Origin of the sequence: Polaromonas sp. YR568 (assembly GCF_943369675.1) — a bacterium.
Taxonomy (GTDB): domain Bacteria; phylum Pseudomonadota; class Gammaproteobacteria; order Burkholderiales; family Burkholderiaceae_C; genus Polaromonas.
Map to the genome: position 1 here is coordinate 1 of NZ_CALROB020000024.1, position 19,039 is coordinate 19,039.

The window sequence follows — 19,039 nt, forward strand, 5'->3', positions numbered from 1 at the left end:
AAAAATGCCGCCATGCGTTACCACCTGCTGGTCAGCGGCGTGTACTGGCAGGTCAATGAGCAGATCCAGGGCTTCTCGGCCAGCCGGCCGCCCACCTTGCGCGCGGGCCAGGACGCGGCCGGCCCGCAGCCGCCGGCACGGCGCCGGGAACGCGCCACGGCGGACGAACTCGCGGCCTTTGAAGCCGCCTGGGAAAAAGGGCGGGCGCTGCAGATCGGCGACCGTGTTTACGACTCGGACATTGCACCGCTGGAGCCGGATTCGCGCAAGGGAGACAGCCGAGGCTAGGAGCCTGGGCGGCAGAAGGAACATCGGCTGCAAAGCGAGCGCAGCGGTCCATTTTTCACCGGCTTTTTGTCCCATAGCTGGGCTATGGCCTGCAAATCCGGCAAAAACTGTCCTCGCTGGGCTCGCTTTTCGCTTCGATGCCTTCTGCCGCCCAGGCTCCTGGCGATTCCCCTGTCAGGACCGGCGCCGCTGGAGGTGGTTCGAAGAAAGACCAAGGCCGGGCCACGCTACCCAAGATGGGCGCAAAAGCATCAGCAGTGAAATGCACCAGCCGGACGAGAAAGGATTGCCGGGGCGCAACAGCGGATGCATGTTCTTTCGCCGGACCAAGCCGGCCAGTTTTCACTGGAGCTTGCGCATCAAGCGCTCCGACAGGTACATTGCGCCATCAACACTCAGGTGTTCTGCATCGCGATAGAGCAGCTTTCCATCCCTCAATGCCCAGCAGCTGTTGCCGTCGCATAACTCCTGCGCGGAATCGGCGACCGTGACCCTGGGGAATTCCCGCGCAACTTTATTGACAATCAAATTAAATGATTCGCCCCGCGCTTTCGCCTCGCTCTGCGGCATTGCGCACGGGGTTTTCAACTGGAGGGGCGTAATACGCCAGGGCCGGGAAGCCACACAAGTGCGGGGATCAAAGTCCAGCATCGGTGCGCTGATCAGGAGCACGATTTTTTTGTTCGTGGCCGACAGGCGGGCCAGCGTCATCCGCATCGAGTGTTCCAGGACGGCGAGGTTCGTGTTCAAGGCTGGATCGGCGATGCTGGATACCCGGATGAAGAAGGGATTGACGGGGGTCGCGGACCGATAGCCTTCGGCGTAGCCTTCTCCCATCATGGAGAGCACCACGGTCCTGATCGACGGATCATTGACTGCGTGTGCAAGGGCTTTTTCGGCGACGGCGTTGCAAGGCATCTTGGTGTTCCCGGCGCTGACGTCCAAGTCCAGGAGCGGGGGGCAGAGTCCGTGTCCAAGATTCAGCAAGTTGTCTCCATCCTTGGCATAGGCAAGGGAAAGCCCGGGAAAGAAATGGTTTGCATTGCTGTCGCCCAGCAGGATGACCGTGGGTCTTTTGTTCGAATCGTAGATGGAACAAAAATCCCAAGATTCTTCGCCGAATGCCTTCTGGCATTCACGGGTAGGCGCCCATTTTTTTTCCCATTTTGTCGGACCCGATTCCGGGACACCCGAGTGTGAATGGATCTTAAAGCCGGTAAATCCTGTGATTGCCAGGGCGGCACCCAGTCCGGCAATCAGTTTCAAGGTTTTCCCGTTTCTGACCGGCCGTTCTATCAATCGATACGTACCCCAGGCGAGCACCAGGCTTAAAGCGATGATGGCCAATCGCATTTCTTCGCTGACTGGTCGCTCTTCCACGATTCTGGCGAACGACAGCAAGGGCCAGTGCCAAAGATAAAGCGGGTAGCTGATCAAGCCGATGAACACAAGCGGTCTTGCCGCCAGTATGCGGCGGTTGATCCAGGCTTCGTTGCCGCTGACGATGAGGCAAGCCGCTCCGATAACCGGGAAAATTGCCCGCCACCCCGGAAGTGGCATTCCGGCGGAAGACTCGACCAGCGCCCAGGCAATCAGGACGACTCCGGAGAACGCTACAAGATCGGGGCTCCTGGTCACCCAAGCCTTCTTTTGCAGATGAAGGTGGGCCAGAAATGCCCCGACCAGCAATTCCCATGCGCGGGAAGCCGGGCTGAAGAACGTCATCGTCGGCCATCTCTCGACCATTGCCACATTCAGGGAAAATGAGGCAAGGAGCAACAGCAAGGTCAATTTCTTCGTGTCGAATTTTTGGCGCGATGCCAGCATCAGGGCCAAAGGCCAGACCAGGTAAAACTGCTCTTCAATGCTCAGCGACCACAGATGCAGGAACGGTTTGCTTTCGGACGAAAAATCAAAATATCCTGCTTCGGTCAGCAGCAGGAAATTTGAAACATAGGCCGCCCCTGCCAGCGCGTGCTGGCCCAGGCGTCGATATTCCTCCGGCATAAGCACCCACCGGCCCGCCAGCAGGCAGCAGGCCATCACCAGGATCAGCGCTGGAAATATCCGCTTGATGCGGCGGGAGTAAAAGTCAACAAGGCTGAAGGTTTCCTTCGCCTGGGATTCAATGATGATGCCGGATGAGATAGCCGGATATCACAAAAAAGATGTCGACCCCCACGAAACCGCCCGGCAGCAGCCCCGGAAAGGCATGGAACAGCACGACTGAAATGACTGCCAGAGTGCGCAAACCATCGATGTCGGGGCGGTATGTCAAACGAAATTTTGTGATTGCTGGGGTATCGTAAGGCCAGTCCCGATGTTCAATCGGGCGGCCAGATTAACAGATTGATGTTTGGGCAAGAAGCTCAACGCGCTTGGCGTTGTTTATTGACACATGCGGCCCGCTCAGGACCTGCGCCGCCGCGGCGCCACTGTCAGCTGCATCACGTTCTTGGCCAGCACCGCGCCCACCGTGACTTGCTGCGGCGCGATGTCGATCAGCTGGTCGGCCTGCCAGACCTTCACCTGCGCCGCGCCCTCAGGCAGGTCTTCAAAGGTCGCGATGCCTTCCGAGCTGGTTTTGGCGGCCCACGGCGATTCACTGGCATAGATGTAGCCGCGCATGGATCCGTGAATAAAGCAGCCCAGCAGGGTCGCGCCCAGCACGCCGGCCTTGTCCAGCGTCACGTCGGCGGACTTGCCGGGCTTGCCGTCCGGTTTGCCTTCCAGCCGCAATTCAAAACCCGCGTTCGTCGCGCTGAACTGGCCCATGCCCGCGGGCGAGCTGCGCACGTGGTGGTCCCAGGGGTCGTTGTTGATGAAGTGAACTTTGGCGCCCACGGGCACCACCGTCACCGCCGGGATGAACTGCATCTTTTCCTGGTTGATGGTGGCTTGCAGGGGTAGCGGGTTTTTGGGCGCGGCGCCCTTGCTGGCCGGCGTCACCACCACCACCGCGTCCTGCACCGGCTTGCCGTCCTTGTCGAGCACTGAGACCACCAGGTTGCCGGCCTGCGCCGCCATGCCGGACGCCAGCAGCGCCGAAAGGGCCATGCCCTGCGCGAGGGCCTTCATGGCCTGGCCGCGCCTTCCGGCGGCGTGATGATGTCGCGGTTCATGGGCGCGAGCAGCGCCAGCATTTCGTTCTGCTTGCGAAAGGGAATGCCCTTGGCATCCATGCTTTCCTGCAGCACCTCGACCAGTGCGTGGAAGTCGGATTTCCTGATCTCCAGGTTGGCATGCGAACTCTTCATGTCCGCGCCCTTGTAGACGCAGGGGCCGCCGCTCAGCGCGCAAAGCTGCTCGACCAGTTGCTCCTTCACGCGTTGCTGGTTGGCAGGCTTGAAGTGCGGGCCGGTGCGCGGGTCGTCCAGCAGGCGCACCATGAAGTCGTCCATCAGCGCGACCAGGCCGGGCTTTTCGCCGAAGGCCTTGTAGAGCTGGTCCTTTGGGGCTGGGGTTTGCGCGAAGGAGGCGCCGGCCGACAGCAGGCCGAAAGCCGTGAAGGCCAGGCATGTTGCTATTTTTTTCATGAGGATTCCTTGAGTGATGTGGGTACTGGTTCGGAGTGGGTTCAGAAAGCGACCTGGGCCGACAGGTAGTAACCGGTCTGCTTGCGGCTGGCGGTGGTGGCGGGCACGATCACGCCCAGGTCCACATAGGCCAGGGTCAGCGAGACGTTTTTGTTCGGCGCCCAGGCGATGAAGATGTCCTTCCAGTCTTCCGAGCGCAGGCCGTTGCCCAGGCCCGCCGCGCGGCCGGCGCTTTCCAGCTTGTTGCGCATGAAGCGGTATTCGGCGCCCACGGCGATGTTCTTGCTGACCAGGTAGGCCACCGAAAACTCCGGCTGCAGGCCGTAGCGGTTTTCATTGCCGCCCAGCGTGGCGCCGTAACCCAGCAAGCCGTTCTGGTTGGCCTTGGTCGCGCGCAGCGTGGCATTGACCAGCAGGCTCTGGCCCAGGAAGAGTTTGGTGGCGCTCACATACACGTCCACACCCTTGCGTTTGGCGCCCAGGGCCGACAGCGTGCCGTCCAGGCCGGTCGAGCCCAGCGTCTTGTACTGCACGCCCACCGCCACCTGCGGCACCAGCGTGTCGCTGTCGAGCACGGCATCGCCGAGCACGCGCACCTTGGCGCCCACGATGGTCTGCTTCAGGTGCAGTCCCGGCAGGCCCAGCGCCGTGCCGGTGTCCCGCGTGTTGAAGTCCTGCTGCGCGATGGACAGCTCGTAGCGGTCGTGGATACCGACTGCGGCACCGTAGATGTTCAAGCCGTAGTCGCGCGTGCCTGCGTTTGTCAGGTAGGCGGAGCCGCCGATTTCGTCCGCCGTGGCATTGCTGCCGATCACGGCCCAGGGCGTCAGGCCGCCGCCGGCCGCGCCCTCAATGCTGCTGACGCCGCCAGTGAGCAGCAACTTGCCGGTGTCGGCCTGGGCGCCGGCGCACATCAGGGCCAGCAGGCCGGCGACCAGCGAGAGGGGAAAGCGGTGGTGAATGGGATCGGAAATGGGATGGCGCATGGTGGGTCCTGGTTTTTTTGGGAAGGAGGCGTGGGAAGCGTGACTTGTAAAAAGATGTGTACTTATCAGTTCCAGTACGGCAGGGGCGGGCCAAGTGGATTCAACTATTTGAAAAAACAGGCGTGGAATGCCAAAAAGTGAATCCGGGCGGGGGTTGCGGGCGTATCTGGTACAGACACCCACACCTCACTTCAGGACAGCTGAATGCCCGCTTTTTCTCCGGCCGTGCGCCGGCCGGTTTTTCTCGCAAGGCGATCGGTGATTGCCCTGGCTTTGGTTTTGATGGGTGTGGCCGCCCAGGCACAGCCCGCCCCGGCCCGTGAATGGACCAGCCCGCCGCCGGGCGACGTTGCGCGCGGCGCTGCGCTGTACCAGGAGCGCTGCACCGCCTGCCACGCCATAGACGGCAACAAGATAGGCCCGGCCCACCGCGGCGTGATGGGCCGGCGCGTCGGCAGCCTGCCGGGCTACAAGTATTCGGACGAGCTGGCGCGCTCGCGCCTGCGCTGGACGCCGCAAACCCTCAATGCGTGGTTGCAGGACCCGGAAGAACTGGTGGCCGGCCAGCGCATGGGCTTCCAGGTGGATGACGCGCGGGAGCGGGCGGACCTGATTGCTTACCTCGGCACGCTCAAATAAACAGGTTCTGGCCGGTTGTCCGGAATACCCGGGGGCCGTGCCGGGTGTTGACGTCAGGCGCGCGCGACCCAACCCCGGAATGCGAGGCCGGTGTAGAACACGCCCACATGCGTGAAGCCCGCCTCCTTCAGCAAGGCTTCCTCTTCCTCGGGGCCCAGCAGCGGCAGGCGTGAACCTATCATCGTGGCCGCGTTGCGCGCGTCCGCGGGATCAAGGCCTGAAGAAATGGCGAACGCCGCGTAGCGTGAAAGCCATGTGTCCCGCTCTTCGGGCGCCTGCGGGAAACTCAGGTGGGCAAGCAGGCTGGCCCGCAGGCCGGTGCCTGTTACTTCGTCGCCGCGCGGGCGGCTTCGGCCTTGCGTTTGGCTTCGTCGGCCTTGTGCTGCAGTTCCTGGGCTTCCTTCTCGGCTTTTTCCGCTTCTTTGGCCTTGGCTTCCTTGTCTGAAGAGGAGCCGCCGGCCAGCGCATTGCCTGCCATGGAGCCCGCCACGGCGCCCACGGCGGCCGCACCCATGGTGCCCATCATGCCGGGGCCGCGGGCGGCGGGGGCGGCCGCCGCAGCCGGAGTTGCGGTGGCTGCGGGTGCGGGTGCGGCCGGGGCCTTGGCCGCTGGCGCAGCGGCCGGGGCAGTGCTGGTCCGGGCGGGAGGCATGGACCGGCCTCCGCCGCCCATGCGTTTGGCGTGTACCAGCGAAGATGCGGCCATGGATGCGATGGTCACGGCGATCACGGCGGCGGCTGAGGTGAGAAAAGAAGTGCTCATGGAATTCCTGGAATAAAAATGAATGAAAGTGAATGGGCCCGGCTGGATTTGCGTCTCAGTCGAAAATTTCACTGAGCCACGACTTGGGCTTGCGCCGGCCGTAGCCCGTGTTGTGGCGGTAGTCCGAATCCTCAAAATCGGGACGGCGTGCGGGTTGCTGGTACACCGGCTGTGGTTGCTGCGCTGCCGGCGCGGGAGCCGCGTCGCGCGCGATGAGCTTGTCCAGCTCGCCGCGGTCCAGCCACACGCCGCGGCATTGGGGGCAGTAATCGATTTCGACGCCTTGGCGCTCCGTCATGACCAGGGTGACGTCGTTGCAATGAGGGCATTTCATGATGTTTCTCCTTGAAATCAGTCGTTGTTGCCGCCGAAGCCGAAAAGGCTCAGCAGGCTGGTGAACAGGTTGAACAGCGAAACGAAGAGGCTCACCGTGGCCATGACGTAATTGGTTTCACCGCCGTTCACGATGCGGCTGGTTTCGAACAGGATCATTCCGGCCGACAGCAAGGCCACCATGGCCGACACCGCCAATGCCAGCGCGGGCAACTGCAGGAAAATCGCAGCCACGCCTGCCAGCAGCGCGATCACCATGCCCGCGAACAGGAAACCGCCCATAAAACTGAAGTCGCGCCGCGTTGCCAATACCCAGCCCGACAAGGCCAGGAAAGTCACGCCCGTCGCGCCCAGTGCCAGCGTGATGGCCTGCGCGCCGCCCGGCAGTGACAGGTGCAGCGATAACAGGGGGCCCAGCGTGTAGCCCATGAAGCCGGTGAGGGCGAAGACCGCCGGGACAGCCCATCCGCTGTTCTGCACCTTGTGGATGAGGAACAGCAAACCGAAATAGCCGGCCAAAGTAATGATGAATCCGGGAGCCGGCAGTTTGAGCATGACGCCCAGCGCGGCCATGGCGGCGCTGAACAGCAATGTCATGGACAGCAAGGCATAGGTATTGCGAAGCACCTTGTGCTGTGCAATGCCGGCGGCCCAGCCGGAGCCGCCGGCGGACGATGGAGAGGGAACAACAAGAGGTCGGTTCATGGTTTGCCTTTCGGGAATGCGGAAGGAGGAGTCCTGCACGCAATGACTCCAAAGAATAGGGCTTCAATGCTGAATAAAAAAGCAGACAATGCATGAATAACCATCCCGTAAAATCTGACCATGAGCCTCGCATTCAACTACCGGCACCTCTACTACTTCTGGGTGGTGGCGAAAGAAGGCGGTATGTCGCACGCCGCCGCGCGCCTGGGCATGGCGGTCCAGACCGTGAGTGCGCAAGTCCGGGAGCTGGAGCGGGACCTGGGCTGCCAGTTGCTCAAGCCCGCCGGGCGCGGGCTGGTGCTGACCGAAGCCGGGGTGGTTGCGCTGCAGGAGGCGGAACACATCTTCCAGCTGGGCGAGGCGCTTCCCGAACTGGCGCGCAGCGCCGCCCAGGCCAAATCGGTCCGGTTGACGGTGGGTATTGCGGACGGCCTGCCCAAGCTGGTGGTGCAGCGCCTGCTCCAGCCGGTGCTGGGCACGCCCGACCTCAGGCTTGTCTGCCATGAAGGTGAAATGGCCGACTTGCTGGCCGACCTGGCCATGCACAGGCTGGATGTCGTGCTTTCCGACCACCCCGCGCCCTTCAACCCGCACCTCAAGGTGCACAACCACCCTTTGGGCACTTCAGGGATGGGTTGGTATGCGTCGCGGCACTGGTGGGCGGCGGCGCGCAAGGATTTTCCGGCATCCCTCGGCAAGGTGCCGGTGCTGCTGCCCACCACGCATTCCATCGTTCGCGGGCCCCTGGACCAGTGGTTCATCCAGCACGGGCTGCGCCCGCGGGTGGTCGGTGAATTTGAGGACAGCGCCTTGCTGGAGACCTTCGGCGGCAGCGGCCTGGGTGTGTTTCCCGCCGCGCTGTCGGTGCAGGACGACCTGCTGCAGCGCCACCAGGTCAGGCTGCTCGGACCTTGCGAAGGCGTGAACGAAAACTACTATGCCATCAGCACCGAGCGCAAAGTCAAACACGTGGTGGTGCAGAGCCTGCTCACCCAACGCTGACCTTTGCGCTCAGTCTTTGCCGCGCGGTTTCTTCGCTGATTTTTTCCCGGCCTTCAGCGCGCGGCGCCGGCTCTCCAGCAAGGCCAGCAGCCGGTGCTCGGCGGCGTAGAGGCGGCGCATTTTTTTGCCTGATTCCAGCTGCGGCCACAGCGTGGCCATGGCCTGGGCGTCTTGCGCCAGATGGCCGCCCAGCTCCAGCACGGCGGGGTGGATGTAGGATTTTTTACAGACGGCCGGTGTGTTGCCCAGCAGGCGCGCCACTTCCTGCAACACCGCTTTGGCGCTGTAGCTGTTGGCGGATGCCGCATCGCCGGCGCCGTTACTGTTGCACGCCAGGCGCGTGAGTTCCAGCGCCTGCACCGTGCCGTGCCAGGTGCGGAAGTCTTTGGCGGTGAAATGTTGCCCCCACGGTTGCTCACTGCGTGTAGCGTCCTGCCCCCCGAGGGGGCCGCTGCGCCTGCGGCCTGGCAAAGCCAGTTCCGCGGCCCCTGTTTGATGGGGAACTTGTGTCGACGCATGTCTGCTTCTTGTGGGTGGAGCAGTTATCTCCGCCAGGTAGTCGTTGACGTCGCCCGAACCCACGGCGCGCAGCTCGCCGGCCTCATCTTCATACTGGAACAGCAACTGGCCCGGCAACTGCTGGCAGCGCCGCACGACGGCCGCCACTTTCGGGTCGTCGACTTTGAGGTCCTGCATCACGCCGCTTTTGCCGCGAAAGCGCAGCTGCAGGGTTTTGCCGCGCACGCCGGCATGCGGGTTGCGCAGCGTGGTCAGGCCGTAGGAGCCGTTCTCGCGCGCGTACTCGTCGTTGCCGACGCGCACAAAAGTGGTGTCCAGCAGGCGCACCAGCGTGGCCAGCACCAGGCTGCGGCTGACAGGCTTGTTGCGTTGCGGCGCCAGGTCGCGCGCCACGCGGGCGCGCAGGCGCGGCAAGGCCTCGCCGAAGGCCTGCAGCCTTTCGAATTTGCTGTCGCCGCGCAAGGCCTGCCAGTCTGCGTGGTAGCGGTATTGCTTGCGGCCGCGCGCGTCATAGCCGGTGGCCTGCAGGTGGCCGTTGGGCCGCGGGCAAATCCAGACACGGGTATAGGCCGGCGGAATCGCCAGCTTGTTGATGCGGCGGATTTCCTCGGGGTCCTTGACTGGTTTTCCCGAAACGTCGCGGTAGCGAAAGCCGCCGCCGCTTTTGATCCGTGTGAAACCGGGCGCGTCGTCGCTGACATACACAAGGCCTGTGCCTTTGAGGTCCGGCGCCGCGTCGGCTTTGGCGGTGGAGGGTTTTGCGCTGCGCGCGGACACGCGCGAGCTGATGGTCTCTGACGAAGAGGGCGTTGGGCCTGAAAGCATGGCTTGCATTGTGCGAAGCCCGAGCCGGCGGGGCTGTAGGACCCTGCCGCTTTGCGCGGCGGGCGCATGTCGTGCCGCGCGTTTTCTAGAACAACTGGTCGGTGGTGTTCGGCTCGGCGTTCTCAGGCGAGCTCGAGGCCCGTTTCTCATCAGGCAGCGGCACTTCATCAGCCCGCGCCAGTGTGGCCGCGCGCACGCCCAGCAGGCGTAGTTTTTTGTCCAGAGGCACGCGCTTGAGGCACTGGCCCGCCAGGCGGCGAATGGTGGCACCGTCGTCGGTATAGGACTCCGAAGTCTGGTCGCGTGTGGCGATCTTGAAGTCGTCGTAACGCAGCTTGATGCCTATGGTTTTGGCGACGTAACCCTTGCGCCGCAGGTCTTCGCCCAGCCTCACACACAGGTCGGTGAAGATGGTGCCCAGTTCGGCCTTGTTGCGCACCGCGTGCAGGTCGCGGTCGAAGGTGGTTTCGCGGCTCATGCTGACGGGCTCGCTCTCGGTCACCACCGGGCGGTCGTCGCGGCCCCAGGCGGCTTCGTGCATCCAGGCGCCCGTGGCCTTGCCGAAGTTGTCCACCAGCCAGCCGGGGTCCTGCGCGGCCAGCTCGCCTATCGTGTGCACGTGCAGCTTGGCGAGCTTTTCGCCGGCCTTGGGGCCTATGCCGTTGATTTTGCGCACATGCAGCGGCCAGATCTTTTCCTGCAGGTCCGATTCGTAGACGATGGAAATCCCGTTGGGCTTGTTGAACTCGCTGGCCATCTTGGCCAGCAGCTTGTTGGGCGCCACGCCGACCGAGCAGGTCAGGCCGGTCTTTTCAAAAATCTCCTTCTGGATCAGCCGCGCCAGCACGCGCCCGCCCTCGCGCTGGCCGCCGGGCACGTCGGTGAAGTCGATGTAGACCTCGTCCACGCCGCGGTCCTGCATCAGCGGCGCGATGTCGGTGATGGTGCTCTTGAAGAGCTGCGAATATTTTCGGATTTCTGAAAAATCCACCGGCAGCACGATGGCCTGCGGGCAAAGCTTGGCGGCCTTCATCATGCCCATGGCCGAACCCACGCCGAACTGCCGCGCGGCATAGGTGGCCGTGGTGATCACGCCGCGGCCCACATAGTCTTTCAGCAGCGGAAAACTCTCAACCGGGATGAAGCGCAACGCGCGTTCGCCCTGCGCTGCCCGCAATTCCTCATCGACCTTGCGCCAGCCGCCGCCTATGACCACGGGCAGGCCCTTGAGCTGCGGATAGCGCAGCAACTCGACCGACGCAAAAAAAGCGTCCATGTCGAGGTGGGCAATGCGGCGGATTTTGGGGGCAGGGGAAAGGGGCGGGGCGCTCACCCGGCAAGCATAGCAATTCGCGGGACCCTGATATAGGGCAGGATCTGGATGGCGAGAGCTGTCGCCCTAGCGAACGCCCTGCGCTTCAAGGCGCTGGACAGAAGCCTTTGCCTTGGCATGGCCCTGCGCGACTGACTTCCGGTACCAGGCCAGGGCCTGCGCGTCATCCCTGGTGACGCCAAGACCCCGCTCGTAATAATCACCCACCGCGTTCAAGGCGATTTCATCGCCCAGCGCGCCCGCCTTCTGGTACCAGGCGAGCGCATTGGCGTTGTCAGGCGCAAGCCCGCCACGGCCCACGGCATGGAAGCTCGCGATCATGACCATCGCCCGGGTGTCACCGAGCACCGCCGCTTTCTGAAACCATTGCAGGGCGAGCACGTCATCTTTGGGCAACCCCATCGAGCCCTCGCGATACGCAAAGCCCAGGTTCAGCATCGCCTGCGGTTCCCCCAGCGCGGCGGACTTTTGTGCCCAGTTTTGCGCTTCCTGGTTGCTCTTCGCCAAGCCGATAAAGCCCCACTGGTAGTGGAAACCCAACTCGGCCATGGCCCGGGCATTGCCTTTTTCCACGGACTTCATGATCCATTCCTGCGCGAGCTTCTTGTCTTCGCGCAGGCCGCCTTCGGCCATTGCATACAGCGTGCTCAGCCCGAACATGCTTCGCGCGTCGCCCGCTACGGCGCCTTTGCGCCACCATTGCTCCGCCGCCACCTTGTCGGCGCCTGGGCCGTTGGCATAAACATCACCGAGGCCGCCCATGCCTTCGGCACTGCCCAGCTCGGCGGCTTTGCGGTACCACTTCGCGGCTTCCGCCTGGCTGCGTGCCTCGTGGTTCTTTTCAAACCTGGCGGCAAGCTGCAGCATGCTGGGCACGTCTCCCGCTTCGGCCTTGCCCTGGACCAGCGCCGCGGCCTGCAACTCCGCCTGCTGCGCGGCCTGCCTGTCGGCGGCGGCCTTCTGCTCGCGCTCAAGGGCCAATCTTTTTTCTTCGGCGGCGCGCTGGGCTTCCAGCGCCTGCTGCTGCTTCAGGCGCGCCTCCTCTTCCCGGGCGCGCTGCTCCTGCTCCTGCCGGGCCCTGGCCGTGAGCTGCGGCTGGCCGAGCTCCACCTCAATGCGCTTGACCGTGCCCGCAGCCATGCGTATTTCCTGCTCGAAGACGCGCTCACGCGAAGCATCCACCGGCTTGACGACCTTGAGCTTGAGCGTTCCTTCACTGACCGGTACGTCGACCGAACATTCGCCCTTGAACACGCCGTTGATTGTGACCTCGGCATTGTTGGCCGCGCCGTCGCAGACGACGCGAAGCATGGCCGTGGGGGATTCGGCGGGTTTTCTGGCGGGCTGCTGCGCCTGTGATGCGACGGGGCCGCATAGGAAGGCCGCCAGCAGCGGTGCGGCGAGGGCGGTTGAAAGCGGTTTTGTCACGTCAGGGTGTCTGCGGCAAGGCACTGTTTCAGTTCACGTTGCAGGGATTGATCTTGACGACCTCGCCGTCGCGGTAGCAGAGCGTGGTCGGCGGGCTGGAGAAGTACATGTTCATCTGCCCGTGCTGCCTGCCCAGCTTCAACGGTGTTTTGCTGGTCAGTGTGGTGCCGTTGTAGGAGCTCTGTTCGCCCCGGTCGCCGGACGTCGGCACCACAAAGCTGACGAAGGCTTGGTCCTGGGTTTTTTGCGCCGCCGGGTTCTCAAAATAGCTCAGCAGCAGCAGGCTGGACCGGGGCGTTCCCGCACCCGCGGCTTCGCGCGTGTTGAAGACCATCTGCATCAGCCTGCCGATGTCGTTGTTTTTCATCATGGCCTCGGTTTCGGGCTTGGTGTAACGGGTCAGAGCGCGTGTGGCTTTGGTTTCGGTCAGCGGCCCGGCCTGTTTGCCGGCCGCCATCACCGTCCTGACGTGAAGCAGTTCCCTGGTAATGGTGATGTTGGCATCCGTGCCCGTCACGGCGACCGCAAAGGCCCAGAATTCCAACGGCCCCGACAGCTGCCCGGCCGCGCAACTCGCCTGCACCGGCCACAGCTTCACGTCGCGGATATAACTCACGGGATTGGCGCTGAAGGCCTGCATGAGTTTGCGAAAGCGCTCCTGCTCTTCGGCGGGTTTGTCGCTCAAGCTGACCAGGCGCGCCACGGCGCGCATGCCGGCGGCGGCGTTGTCGCAGGGCATGGCCATGGCCTGGGCCGGCGGGAAAAAGCCCGCGCCCCTGGCCGCCTGGTAAACCGTCGCTTCCTGCCTGGCCTGCTGCAGCCAGGCGTTCACCGCCGCGTCGGGCGCCGCGGGAATCTCCAGCCGGATGTTGATGCCGTTGTTCTTGGGCGGCATGGGGCAATCCACGCAGTCCGGGTGGCTGCCGGGCTCGCGTGCGCGTTCCTCCGCCAGCATGGCGCTGGCAATCACGTCGGTGGCCTCAGCCGCTCGCGCCATGGCCGCCGCCGCGGCGCGCTGGCGTTCGGCCGCCAGCCGCTCGGCCTCGGCCTTCTCGCGGGCCAGCCGCTCATCTTCCAGCTTCTGGCCTTCGGCGGTGAGTTGCGGTGCGCCCAGTTCCACGTCCACGCGCTTGGCGGTATCGGCCGCCATGCGGAACTCCTGCTCGAACACGCTTTCACGGCTGGGTCCCACTTTTTTGAGCACGCGCAGCTTGATGGTGCCCGCGGGGACCGGAATGTCCAGCGGGCAGTCGCCCTTGAAGACGCCGTTGATTGTCACTTCCGCGTTGGCGGACGGGCCGTCACAGGCCACCCGCAGGATGGCGGTGTTGGCCGGAGCGGCCGGCGCGGCGCCCGGCTTTTTCGGCGGCGTCTGCGCACCGGCCTGCAATGCGGCAAAGATGAGGGCGAAGAAGACAAGCGATGGCAGGCGCATGGGGAAACTTTCAGGGAGCAGTTCGAAAAAAAGCGTACCGGCGTCGCCGGCTTCACTCGCTGTAGGCGATGCTGGGCGGGTAGTCGAGGCCGCTGTCGTTGGTGACAGGCGCCGAGAAACTGCCGAGGCTGGCATTGAGCTTGCCTTGCACTTCGGCGGCGCTGTTGCCGATCTGGCTGTAGACGCTCCAGCCGTGGCAGCCGTCCGGCGTGGGGCTGCCTTCACCGCAGATGGTGTATTTGTCCCGCAGGTAATCGAAGAATTTGGGCCGCATCTGCTTGAGCAGCAGGTCGCTCACCTGGTAAGGGATCGCATTCGACGCGCCGCTGGGCTGCTGCAGCGGCGAGACGCGCGGAACGTCGTATGTCCATGGCACCGGTGTGACGCGCCCGACGAAGGTGACGTTGTTTTTGTCGCTGCGGCTGTGCTTGAGCGCCGCATAGTGGACGACGTACATCGTCCCGTGGAGCTTGATGCGGCTGTCCTGCTGGCCCGCGCTGCCGGCGTTGCCGGTGCTGTTGTTTGAGCTGGTGCTTGAGCCGCCGCCGGCCGTATTGCCCGCAGGCGTGCGCGCGTTGTTGGCGGCCGCAGCCAGGGTTTGCGCCGTGGCGCGGCTTTGCTGCTCGGCCTGTGCCGCCGCCCTGGCGCGGGTGTCGGCTTCCTGCCTCTGGGCAGTTTGGGCGGCCTGGGCACGCTGCGCGGCGGCGGCTTCCTGCTCGCGCTGCGCCTGCGCTTGTTGCACTTGTTGTGCCTGCTGTGCCTGCTGTGCCTGCCGCAAGTCCGCCTGGGCCACCACCTGGCGCTGTTGTTGCTGCGGCTGCTGCAACCGGCTGCGCTGCGCCTCCAGCCTTGCACGCTCTTCCGCAAAACGCTGCTGGTTGCGCGCCACCTCGGCCTTGCCGGCGTCGATTTGCTGCTGGAAGCGACGGGCATTGGCCGCCTCGGCGATACGCGTGGCGGCCTGGTTCTGGTAAGCCTGGCCCAGCAGGCTGCCGAACAGCGCGATCTTCTGGCCGGTGCTCATGCCCGAGTCCTGTTCGGCTTCGCGGGCGGCGGCCTGCTGCGCGGCGCGTTCCTCGGCGGCCTGCAGGCGGCGTTCCTCTTCCTCGAGTTCGCGCTGGCGTTTGGCCAGCGCCTGGCGCTCGGCCTCCACGGCTTCCTTTTCGGCCAGCTCACGGGTTTCGGCGCGGCGCAGGCTGTCTTTCGCCGCATTGCCCATGGCGAACTTGCGCGCGGTTTTCAGCTGAGCCTCGCTGCACTCGAAATCACGCGCCTGGATGCACTTGTCGGCTTTGGCGATGGCCTGCTCGAAATCCAGCTTGTCCATCTTGTCGAGCTGGTCAGTCAGGCGCATCAGTTCGGCGGGGGTGGCCGCCTGGGCGGTGCCGGCCGCCGCCACGAGGCAGGCCGCAGCGAATCGGGTCAGCAAAAAACGAATTGCCATGGCGTGCCGCAAAAGGTCGGTGAACCGGCGGTAGTGAACCGCCGTGAGGGGTGTTGAAGCGAACATGCCAGCAACTCCGGCCATTATTGTCGCAACTGGTTACAAGTCAATCCGGTGACGCCGATTTGCCACGCTCTGGCATCATGGCCGGCTTGTTCCTATCCCCTGAAAGGCGACGCCATGCCCTCCCATGCCACCGGAAGCTTTGAAGTCAACCTCGTTCCGCAATCCCTGGCGGATGCGGACGCCGGCCCGCTGATGGGCCGCCTCAGCATCAACAAGACCTTCAGCGGCGACCTGCAGGCCACCAGCAAGGGCGAAATGCTGAGCGCCGGCACCGCGGTCAAAGGCTCGGCAGGTTATGTCGCCATGGAACGCGTGACCGGCACGCTGAACGGCAAAAGCGGCAGCTTTGTGCTGCAGCACAGCGGCACCATGAACCGCGGTACGCCGCAGTTGACGGTCAGCGTTGTGCCGGATTCAGGGACTGGTGAACTCACGGGGCTCACCGGAACGCTCAGCATCCAGATCGCTGATGGCAAGCATTCGTATGCGATGGACTACGAGATTTCGCAGCAGGCGTGAGAGAGCGCACAACCATGGCCCACCTTCATCGGTTCTGGTTTTCTTTCCAGAATCTCCCGCCCTTTTCCGTATTGAATGTAGGTTGCGGCGTAACGGCCTATACCTATGACGACGCGGTTCAAATACTCAAAAACCAGGTCTTCCAGCAATCATTGCCGGCATGCTCGGTGATTGAAGATATTGACATCAGCACGCTCGATGAGAACCTCGTCCGGCCCAATTTGGGTGTGGTGACGTAGCGGGGCGTATGGTTTCCGCTGGGTTATTAAGCAATGGGAATTTGTCGTTCACTGCGGTCAGGGCACTGCCTGTATACCTGGAAATAGATGGGATGGTAAAGATGGACACCCGCGTTCCCGCTTTGGTGAAGAAAATTGTTGTGTGGCTGGTAGCGCAGGACTTTGGTGCTGTGGATGAGTATTCACGCGGCGTTCGATTGACGGCCGATCAGATTCGACAGGCAGTATTCGACTACGGCCGGAAATTAATTCTGCCGCCCGACAGTGCATTCACTAACCTCGACGTCATTCAGGTTTCAGGTGCGCGTCACCCAACGTGGTCAATTCGATTTGATCTGTGGACAGCAGAGGAAGGGCGATCAGACTTGACGCTCGAATGTCGTGTGATTGATTGCGGTGGCGAGGTTCTCGCCATGGAAGTAGACAACCTTCGTGTTCTTTAGGGTCAATACGTGCCGGGCACAAAAATGCTGGTATCCACCGCCTTGATGTCGGTGCGCCCGCAAAAGGCCATGGTCAAATCCAGTTCCTTGTGGATGATCTCCAGCGCCTTGGTCACGCCTTGTTCGCCCATGGCGCCCAGGCCGTAGAGGAAGGCGCGGCCTATGTAGGTTCCCTTGGCGCCCAGGGCGACCGCCTTGAGCGCGTCCTGGCCCGAGCGTATGCCGCCATCCATGTGCACTTCGATCTGCTGGCCCACTGCCGCGACGATCTCGGGCAGGGACGAAATGGAGGACATCGCGCCGTCGAGTTGGCGGCCGCCGTGGTTGGAGACGATCAGCGCGTCCGCGCCTGAGTTGACGGCGAGCTTCGCGTCTTCAACGTCCTGGATGCCTTTGAGGATCAGCTTGCCACCCCAGCGCTTCTTGATCCATTCCACGTCGCCCCAGTTGAGCGCCGGGTCGAACTGCTTGGCCGTCCATTCCGAGAGCGAACCCATGTTCTCCACGCCCTTGACGTGGCCCACGATGTTGCCGAAGCCGTGGCGTTTGGTGCCCAGCATGCCCAGGCCCCAGCGTGGCTTGGTCATGAGGTTGAGGATGGTCGCCAGCGTCGGCTTGGGCGGCGCGCTCAGGCCGTTCTTCAAATCCTTGTGGCGCTGGCCGAGGATCTGCAAGTCCAGCGTGAGCACCAGCGCCGAGCAATTGGCCGCCTTGGCGCGGTCTATCAGGGCTTCGATGAAGGCGCGGTCCTTCATGACATAGAGCTGGAACCAGAAAGGGTGGCGATCGGTGCCGGCGGCCACGTCTTCGATGGAGCAGATGCTCATGGTCGACAGCGTGAAGGGGATGCCGAATTTTTTGGCGGCGCGCGCGCCCAGGATTTCCCCGTCGGCGTGCTGCATGCCCGTCAGGCCCGTGGGCGCGATGGCGACCGGCATGGCCACGGGCTGGCCGATCATGGTGGTGGCCGTGCTGCGGTTTTCCATGTTGACGGCGACGCGCTGGCGCAGCTTGATCTTCTGGAAGTCGCTTTCGTTGGCGCGGTAGGTGCTTTCGGTCCAGGAGCCGGAATCGGCGTAGTCGTAAAACATGCGGGGCACCCGCTTTTTGGCCAGAACGCGCAGGTCTTCGATGTTGGTGATCACGGGCACAGTGTTGTCTCCTCAGTCGCCCAATGCTAAAGGCTTGCGGCGCCCGGTGATTGAATAAATTTTGGCGGGCTTCAAATTATTTCAATACGGGGCGCCGGCCCCCGGCCATGGCCGGCCTCTTGTCCGTTTTACCAGCTGCCCGACGCGCCGCCGCCGCTGCTGGAGCCGCCCGACGAACTGCGACTGCTGGAACTGGAGCTTGAACTTGAACTGGAGCTGGAACTGCTGCCCGATGAGCTGCTGCTGCCGCTTCCACTGCCGCCACCCATGCTCCCCGGGAAAAAACCAAACAGCATTGACAGGCCGGCCGCGGCCGCCGTGGGCAGCCAGGATTCCCAGTCTGTCCACAGCGAACCCGGCGGGTTTTCGAAAGCCACATAGCCCACGATGCCGGCCACCACGGCGCAGCGCACGCCGAACTCCAGCAGGCTGCGCTGCCAGGCCATGCGCATGCCCATGACGATCAGGCCGACCAGCAGGCAGACGACACCGCCCGCCATCGCATAAAGAAAGCCCCACCAGAACCGGTCGGCGCCCACCGCATAGCCAATGCCGACCAGCAGGCCGATGACCAGCACGAAACCGCCGGCTATCCAACGCACAATGCGGGAGCGGCCGCAGCCAAAACCCAGCGCAAACGCCAGCGGCGCCGGGAAGGACAGCAGGATGGCCGCCATGCCGGCGTCCATCAGCACGGCCGCCGCCACCACCGGCACAACAGCGGCCACGCCTATCGTCACCGGCCACTTCCAGGTGTAGCGCGCGCGAACCACACCCACGGCGAAACCCCACAGCAGCGCGGCAAAAAACGCCCAGCCAAACGGCGTGATGCCGCCGCGGTCCGGGGCGGCCGGGGCCTCTGGCTGCGCATCGCCGCGCACCAGCGCGCCCAGGCTGCTGATGGCCGCAGCCAGTCCGCCCGCATAGTCCTTGTCCTGAAAGCGCGGCTTCATCTGCTGGTCGATGATGCGGCCCGCCAATACGTCGGGCACGCTGCCTTCCAGGCCCTGGCCGACCTCGATGCGCATGCGCCTGTCCTGCAGCGCGACCAGGATCAGGATGCCGTCGTCGCGATGGGTATCGCCCAGTTTCCATGCCTCGAACACGCGCGTGGCGTATTGCTCGATGGCTTCTTCGCCCGTGGTCGGCAGCATGAACACGACCACGGCGGCCCGGGTGTCTGCCTCCAGCGCCAGGATCTGCGCGTTCAGGGCCGCGAGCTGCGCGGTGTCCAGCGTGCCGGTGGTGTCGAGCACACGCGCGCTGTAGGGCGGCACGGGCACTTGCGCGGCGGCGGCCGGCGTAGCCAGCGCACAGGCCGCCAGCACGCACAGCGCCGTCCACAGCACGGCCAGGGTTTGATGGAGACGTTGTGCTGTTGGCAT

21 protein-coding genes and 1 pseudogene are annotated in these 19,039 nt (G+C 63.8%); 6 read left to right on the top strand and 16 right to left on the bottom strand.

Translation table 11 applies throughout. The features are described 5' to 3' along the window. Positions 1-288: pseudogene (locus ACLV8F_RS14290) on the top strand (hypothetical protein); the annotation flags it as partial. A gap of 342 nt (positions 289-630) precedes the next feature. On the opposite strand, the gene ACLV8F_RS14295 reads toward ACLV8F_RS14290, so the two are convergent. From ACLV8F_RS14295 to ACLV8F_RS14315, 5 genes are all read right to left on the bottom strand, one after another. Next, positions 631-2,436: an acyltransferase family protein gene (locus tag ACLV8F_RS14295; RefSeq protein WP_411884940.1), complete on the bottom strand. Its 1,806-nt coding sequence runs from the start codon at positions 2,434-2,436 to the stop codon at positions 631-633. Beyond that, positions 2,414-2,566, bottom strand: a complete 153-nt coding sequence (locus tag ACLV8F_RS14300) for an acyltransferase family protein (protein WP_411884863.1) — start codon at positions 2,564-2,566, stop codon at positions 2,414-2,416. The genes ACLV8F_RS14295 and ACLV8F_RS14300 overlap by 23 nt, the downstream gene beginning before the upstream one ends. A 131-nt stretch (positions 2,567-2,697) precedes the next feature. Further along, a complete protein-coding gene (locus ACLV8F_RS14305) occupies positions 2,698-3,366 on the bottom strand; it encodes a plastocyanin (RefSeq protein ID WP_411884864.1) in 669 nt (222 codons plus the stop codon). Further along, positions 3,363-3,824, bottom strand: a complete 462-nt coding sequence (locus ACLV8F_RS14310) for a group I truncated hemoglobin (RefSeq protein WP_411884865.1) — start codon at positions 3,822-3,824, stop codon at positions 3,363-3,365. Before ACLV8F_RS14310 ends, ACLV8F_RS14305 begins: the two co-directional genes overlap by 4 nt. Positions 3,825-3,865: 41 nt before the next feature. After that, on the bottom strand, positions 3,866-4,810 hold the full coding sequence (locus ACLV8F_RS14315) for a DUF3034 family protein (protein ID WP_411884866.1): 945 nt from the start codon (positions 4,808-4,810) through the stop codon (positions 3,866-3,868). A gap of 204 nt (positions 4,811-5,014) precedes the next feature. Between ACLV8F_RS14315 and ACLV8F_RS14320 the strand changes: the two genes are divergently transcribed. Then, complete coding sequence (locus ACLV8F_RS14320; protein WP_411884867.1) at positions 5,015-5,449, top strand: c-type cytochrome; 435 nt, start codon at positions 5,015-5,017, stop codon at positions 5,447-5,449. Between the two features lie 53 nt (positions 5,450-5,502). On the opposite strand, the gene ACLV8F_RS14325 is transcribed toward ACLV8F_RS14320, so the two are convergent. The 4 genes from ACLV8F_RS14325 to ACLV8F_RS14340 all read right to left on the bottom strand — a co-directional run bounded on the left by ACLV8F_RS14325 (position 5,503) and on the right by ACLV8F_RS14340 (position 7,250). Further along, positions 5,503-5,631, bottom strand: a complete 129-nt coding sequence (locus ACLV8F_RS14325) for a hypothetical protein (protein WP_411884868.1) — start codon at positions 5,629-5,631, stop codon at positions 5,503-5,505. Positions 5,632-5,774: 143 nt separating this feature from the next. Then, entirely contained in the window at positions 5,775-6,212 is a 438-nt protein-coding gene (locus ACLV8F_RS14330; RefSeq protein WP_411884869.1) for an ABC transporter substrate-binding protein, read from the bottom strand. Positions 6,213-6,267: 55 nt separating this feature from the next. Then, positions 6,268-6,546: a zf-TFIIB domain-containing protein gene (locus tag ACLV8F_RS14335; protein ID WP_411884870.1), complete on the bottom strand. Its 279-nt coding sequence runs from the start codon at positions 6,544-6,546 to the stop codon at positions 6,268-6,270. Positions 6,547-6,563: 17 nt separating this feature from the next. Continuing rightward, positions 6,564-7,250, bottom strand: a complete 687-nt coding sequence (locus ACLV8F_RS14340; RefSeq protein WP_411884871.1) for a Bax inhibitor-1/YccA family protein — start codon at positions 7,248-7,250, stop codon at positions 6,564-6,566. Positions 7,251-7,370: 120 nt separating this feature from the next. Between ACLV8F_RS14340 and ACLV8F_RS14345 the strand changes: the two genes are divergently transcribed. After that, a complete protein-coding gene (locus ACLV8F_RS14345) occupies positions 7,371-8,252 on the top strand; it encodes a LysR family transcriptional regulator (RefSeq protein ID WP_411884872.1) in 882 nt (293 codons plus the stop codon). Between the two features lie 9 nt (positions 8,253-8,261). On the opposite strand, the gene ACLV8F_RS14350 is transcribed toward ACLV8F_RS14345, so the two are convergent. The 5 genes from ACLV8F_RS14350 to ACLV8F_RS14370 all read right to left on the bottom strand — a co-directional run bounded on the left by ACLV8F_RS14350 (position 8,262) and on the right by ACLV8F_RS14370 (position 15,236). After that, positions 8,262-9,596, bottom strand: coding sequence for a DNA topoisomerase IB (locus ACLV8F_RS14350; RefSeq protein WP_411884873.1), 1,335 nt, complete (start codon positions 9,594-9,596; stop codon positions 8,262-8,264). A gap of 85 nt (positions 9,597-9,681) precedes the next feature. Next, a complete protein-coding gene (locus ACLV8F_RS14355; protein ID WP_411884874.1) occupies positions 9,682-10,872 on the bottom strand; it encodes a Y-family DNA polymerase in 1,191 nt (396 codons plus the stop codon). A gap of 123 nt (positions 10,873-10,995) precedes the next feature. Continuing rightward, positions 10,996-12,357, bottom strand: coding sequence for a tetratricopeptide repeat protein (locus ACLV8F_RS14360; RefSeq protein WP_411884875.1), 1,362 nt, complete (start codon positions 12,355-12,357; stop codon positions 10,996-10,998). A gap of 28 nt (positions 12,358-12,385) precedes the next feature. Further along, entirely contained in the window at positions 12,386-13,792 is a 1,407-nt protein-coding gene (locus ACLV8F_RS14365; protein WP_411884876.1) for a hypothetical protein, read from the bottom strand. Positions 13,793-13,844: 52 nt separating this feature from the next. Further along, the gene (locus ACLV8F_RS14370; protein ID WP_411884877.1) at positions 13,845-15,236 is read right to left on the bottom strand and encodes a hypothetical protein; all 1,392 of its coding nucleotides are present in this window, start codon (positions 15,234-15,236) and stop codon (positions 13,845-13,847) included. 180 nt (positions 15,237-15,416) lie between these two features. On the opposite strand from ACLV8F_RS14370, the gene ACLV8F_RS14375 reads away from it, so the two are divergent. The 3 genes from ACLV8F_RS14375 to ACLV8F_RS14385 all read left to right on the top strand — a co-directional run bounded on the left by ACLV8F_RS14375 (position 15,417) and on the right by ACLV8F_RS14385 (position 16,503). Beyond that, a complete protein-coding gene (locus ACLV8F_RS14375) occupies positions 15,417-15,821 on the top strand; it encodes a DUF3224 domain-containing protein (RefSeq protein ID WP_411884878.1) in 405 nt (134 codons plus the stop codon). Between the two features lie 14 nt (positions 15,822-15,835). Continuing rightward, positions 15,836-16,060, top strand: coding sequence for a hypothetical protein (locus ACLV8F_RS14380; protein ID WP_411884879.1), 225 nt, complete (start codon positions 15,836-15,838; stop codon positions 16,058-16,060). Positions 16,061-16,161: 101 nt separating this feature from the next. After that, complete coding sequence (locus ACLV8F_RS14385; protein WP_411884880.1) at positions 16,162-16,503, top strand: hypothetical protein; 342 nt, start codon at positions 16,162-16,164, stop codon at positions 16,501-16,503. Positions 16,504-16,505: 2 nt separating this feature from the next. On the opposite strand, the gene ACLV8F_RS14390 is transcribed toward ACLV8F_RS14385, so the two are convergent. Together ACLV8F_RS14390 and ACLV8F_RS14395 are read right to left on the bottom strand one after the other, a co-directional pair. Next, complete coding sequence (locus ACLV8F_RS14390; protein WP_411884881.1) at positions 16,506-17,654, bottom strand: L-lactate dehydrogenase; 1,149 nt, start codon at positions 17,652-17,654, stop codon at positions 16,506-16,508. Positions 17,655-17,782: 128 nt separating this feature from the next. Then, entirely contained in the window at positions 17,783-19,039 is a 1,257-nt protein-coding gene (locus tag ACLV8F_RS14395; RefSeq protein WP_411884882.1) for a TPM domain-containing protein, read from the bottom strand.

What these genes read in the sequence shown, in the direction of transcription:
- ACLV8F_RS14305 (WP_411884864.1), bottom strand. Translation starts at nt 3,366, where the DNA reads ATGAAGGCCCTCGCGCAGGGCATGGCCCTTTCGGCGCTGCTGGCGTCC.
- ACLV8F_RS14310 (WP_411884865.1), bottom strand. Translation starts at nt 3,824, where the DNA reads ATGAAAAAAATAGCAACATGCCTGGCCTTCACGGCTTTCGGCCTGCTG.
- ACLV8F_RS14315 (WP_411884866.1), bottom strand. Translation starts at nt 4,810, where the DNA reads ATGCGCCATCCCATTTCCGATCCCATTCACCACCGCTTTCCCCTCTCG.
- ACLV8F_RS14320 (WP_411884867.1), top strand. Translation starts at nt 5,015, where the DNA reads ATGCCCGCTTTTTCTCCGGCCGTGCGCCGGCCGGTTTTTCTCGCAAGG.
- ACLV8F_RS14325 (WP_411884868.1), bottom strand. Translation starts at nt 5,631, where the DNA reads ATGATAGGTTCACGCCTGCCGCTGCTGGGCCCCGAGGAAGAGGAAGCC.
- ACLV8F_RS14330 (WP_411884869.1), bottom strand. Translation starts at nt 6,212, where the DNA reads ATGAGCACTTCTTTTCTCACCTCAGCCGCCGCCGTGATCGCCGTGACC.
- ACLV8F_RS14335 (WP_411884870.1), bottom strand. Translation starts at nt 6,546, where the DNA reads ATGAAATGCCCTCATTGCAACGACGTCACCCTGGTCATGACGGAGCGC.
- ACLV8F_RS14340 (WP_411884871.1), bottom strand. Translation starts at nt 7,250, where the DNA reads ATGAACCGACCTCTTGTTGTTCCCTCTCCATCGTCCGCCGGCGGCTCC.
- ACLV8F_RS14345 (WP_411884872.1), top strand. Translation starts at nt 7,371, where the DNA reads ATGAGCCTCGCATTCAACTACCGGCACCTCTACTACTTCTGGGTGGTG.
- ACLV8F_RS14350 (WP_411884873.1), bottom strand. Translation starts at nt 9,596, where the DNA reads ATGCTTTCAGGCCCAACGCCCTCTTCGTCAGAGACCATCAGCTCGCGC.
- ACLV8F_RS14355 (WP_411884874.1), bottom strand. Translation starts at nt 10,872, where the DNA reads ATGGACGCTTTTTTTGCGTCGGTCGAGTTGCTGCGCTATCCGCAGCTC.
- ACLV8F_RS14365 (WP_411884876.1), bottom strand. Translation starts at nt 13,792, where the DNA reads ATGCGCCTGCCATCGCTTGTCTTCTTCGCCCTCATCTTTGCCGCATTG.
- ACLV8F_RS14370 (WP_411884877.1), bottom strand. Translation starts at nt 15,236, where the DNA reads ATGGCAATTCGTTTTTTGCTGACCCGATTCGCTGCGGCCTGCCTCGTG.
- ACLV8F_RS14375 (WP_411884878.1), top strand. Translation starts at nt 15,417, where the DNA reads ATGCCCTCCCATGCCACCGGAAGCTTTGAAGTCAACCTCGTTCCGCAA.
- ACLV8F_RS14380 (WP_411884879.1), top strand. Translation starts at nt 15,836, where the DNA reads ATGGCCCACCTTCATCGGTTCTGGTTTTCTTTCCAGAATCTCCCGCCC.
- ACLV8F_RS14385 (WP_411884880.1), top strand. Translation starts at nt 16,162, where the DNA reads ATGGACACCCGCGTTCCCGCTTTGGTGAAGAAAATTGTTGTGTGGCTG.
- ACLV8F_RS14395 (WP_411884882.1), bottom strand. Translation starts at nt 19,039, where the DNA reads ATGCCAACAGCACAACGTCTCCATCAAACCCTGGCCGTGCTGTGGACG.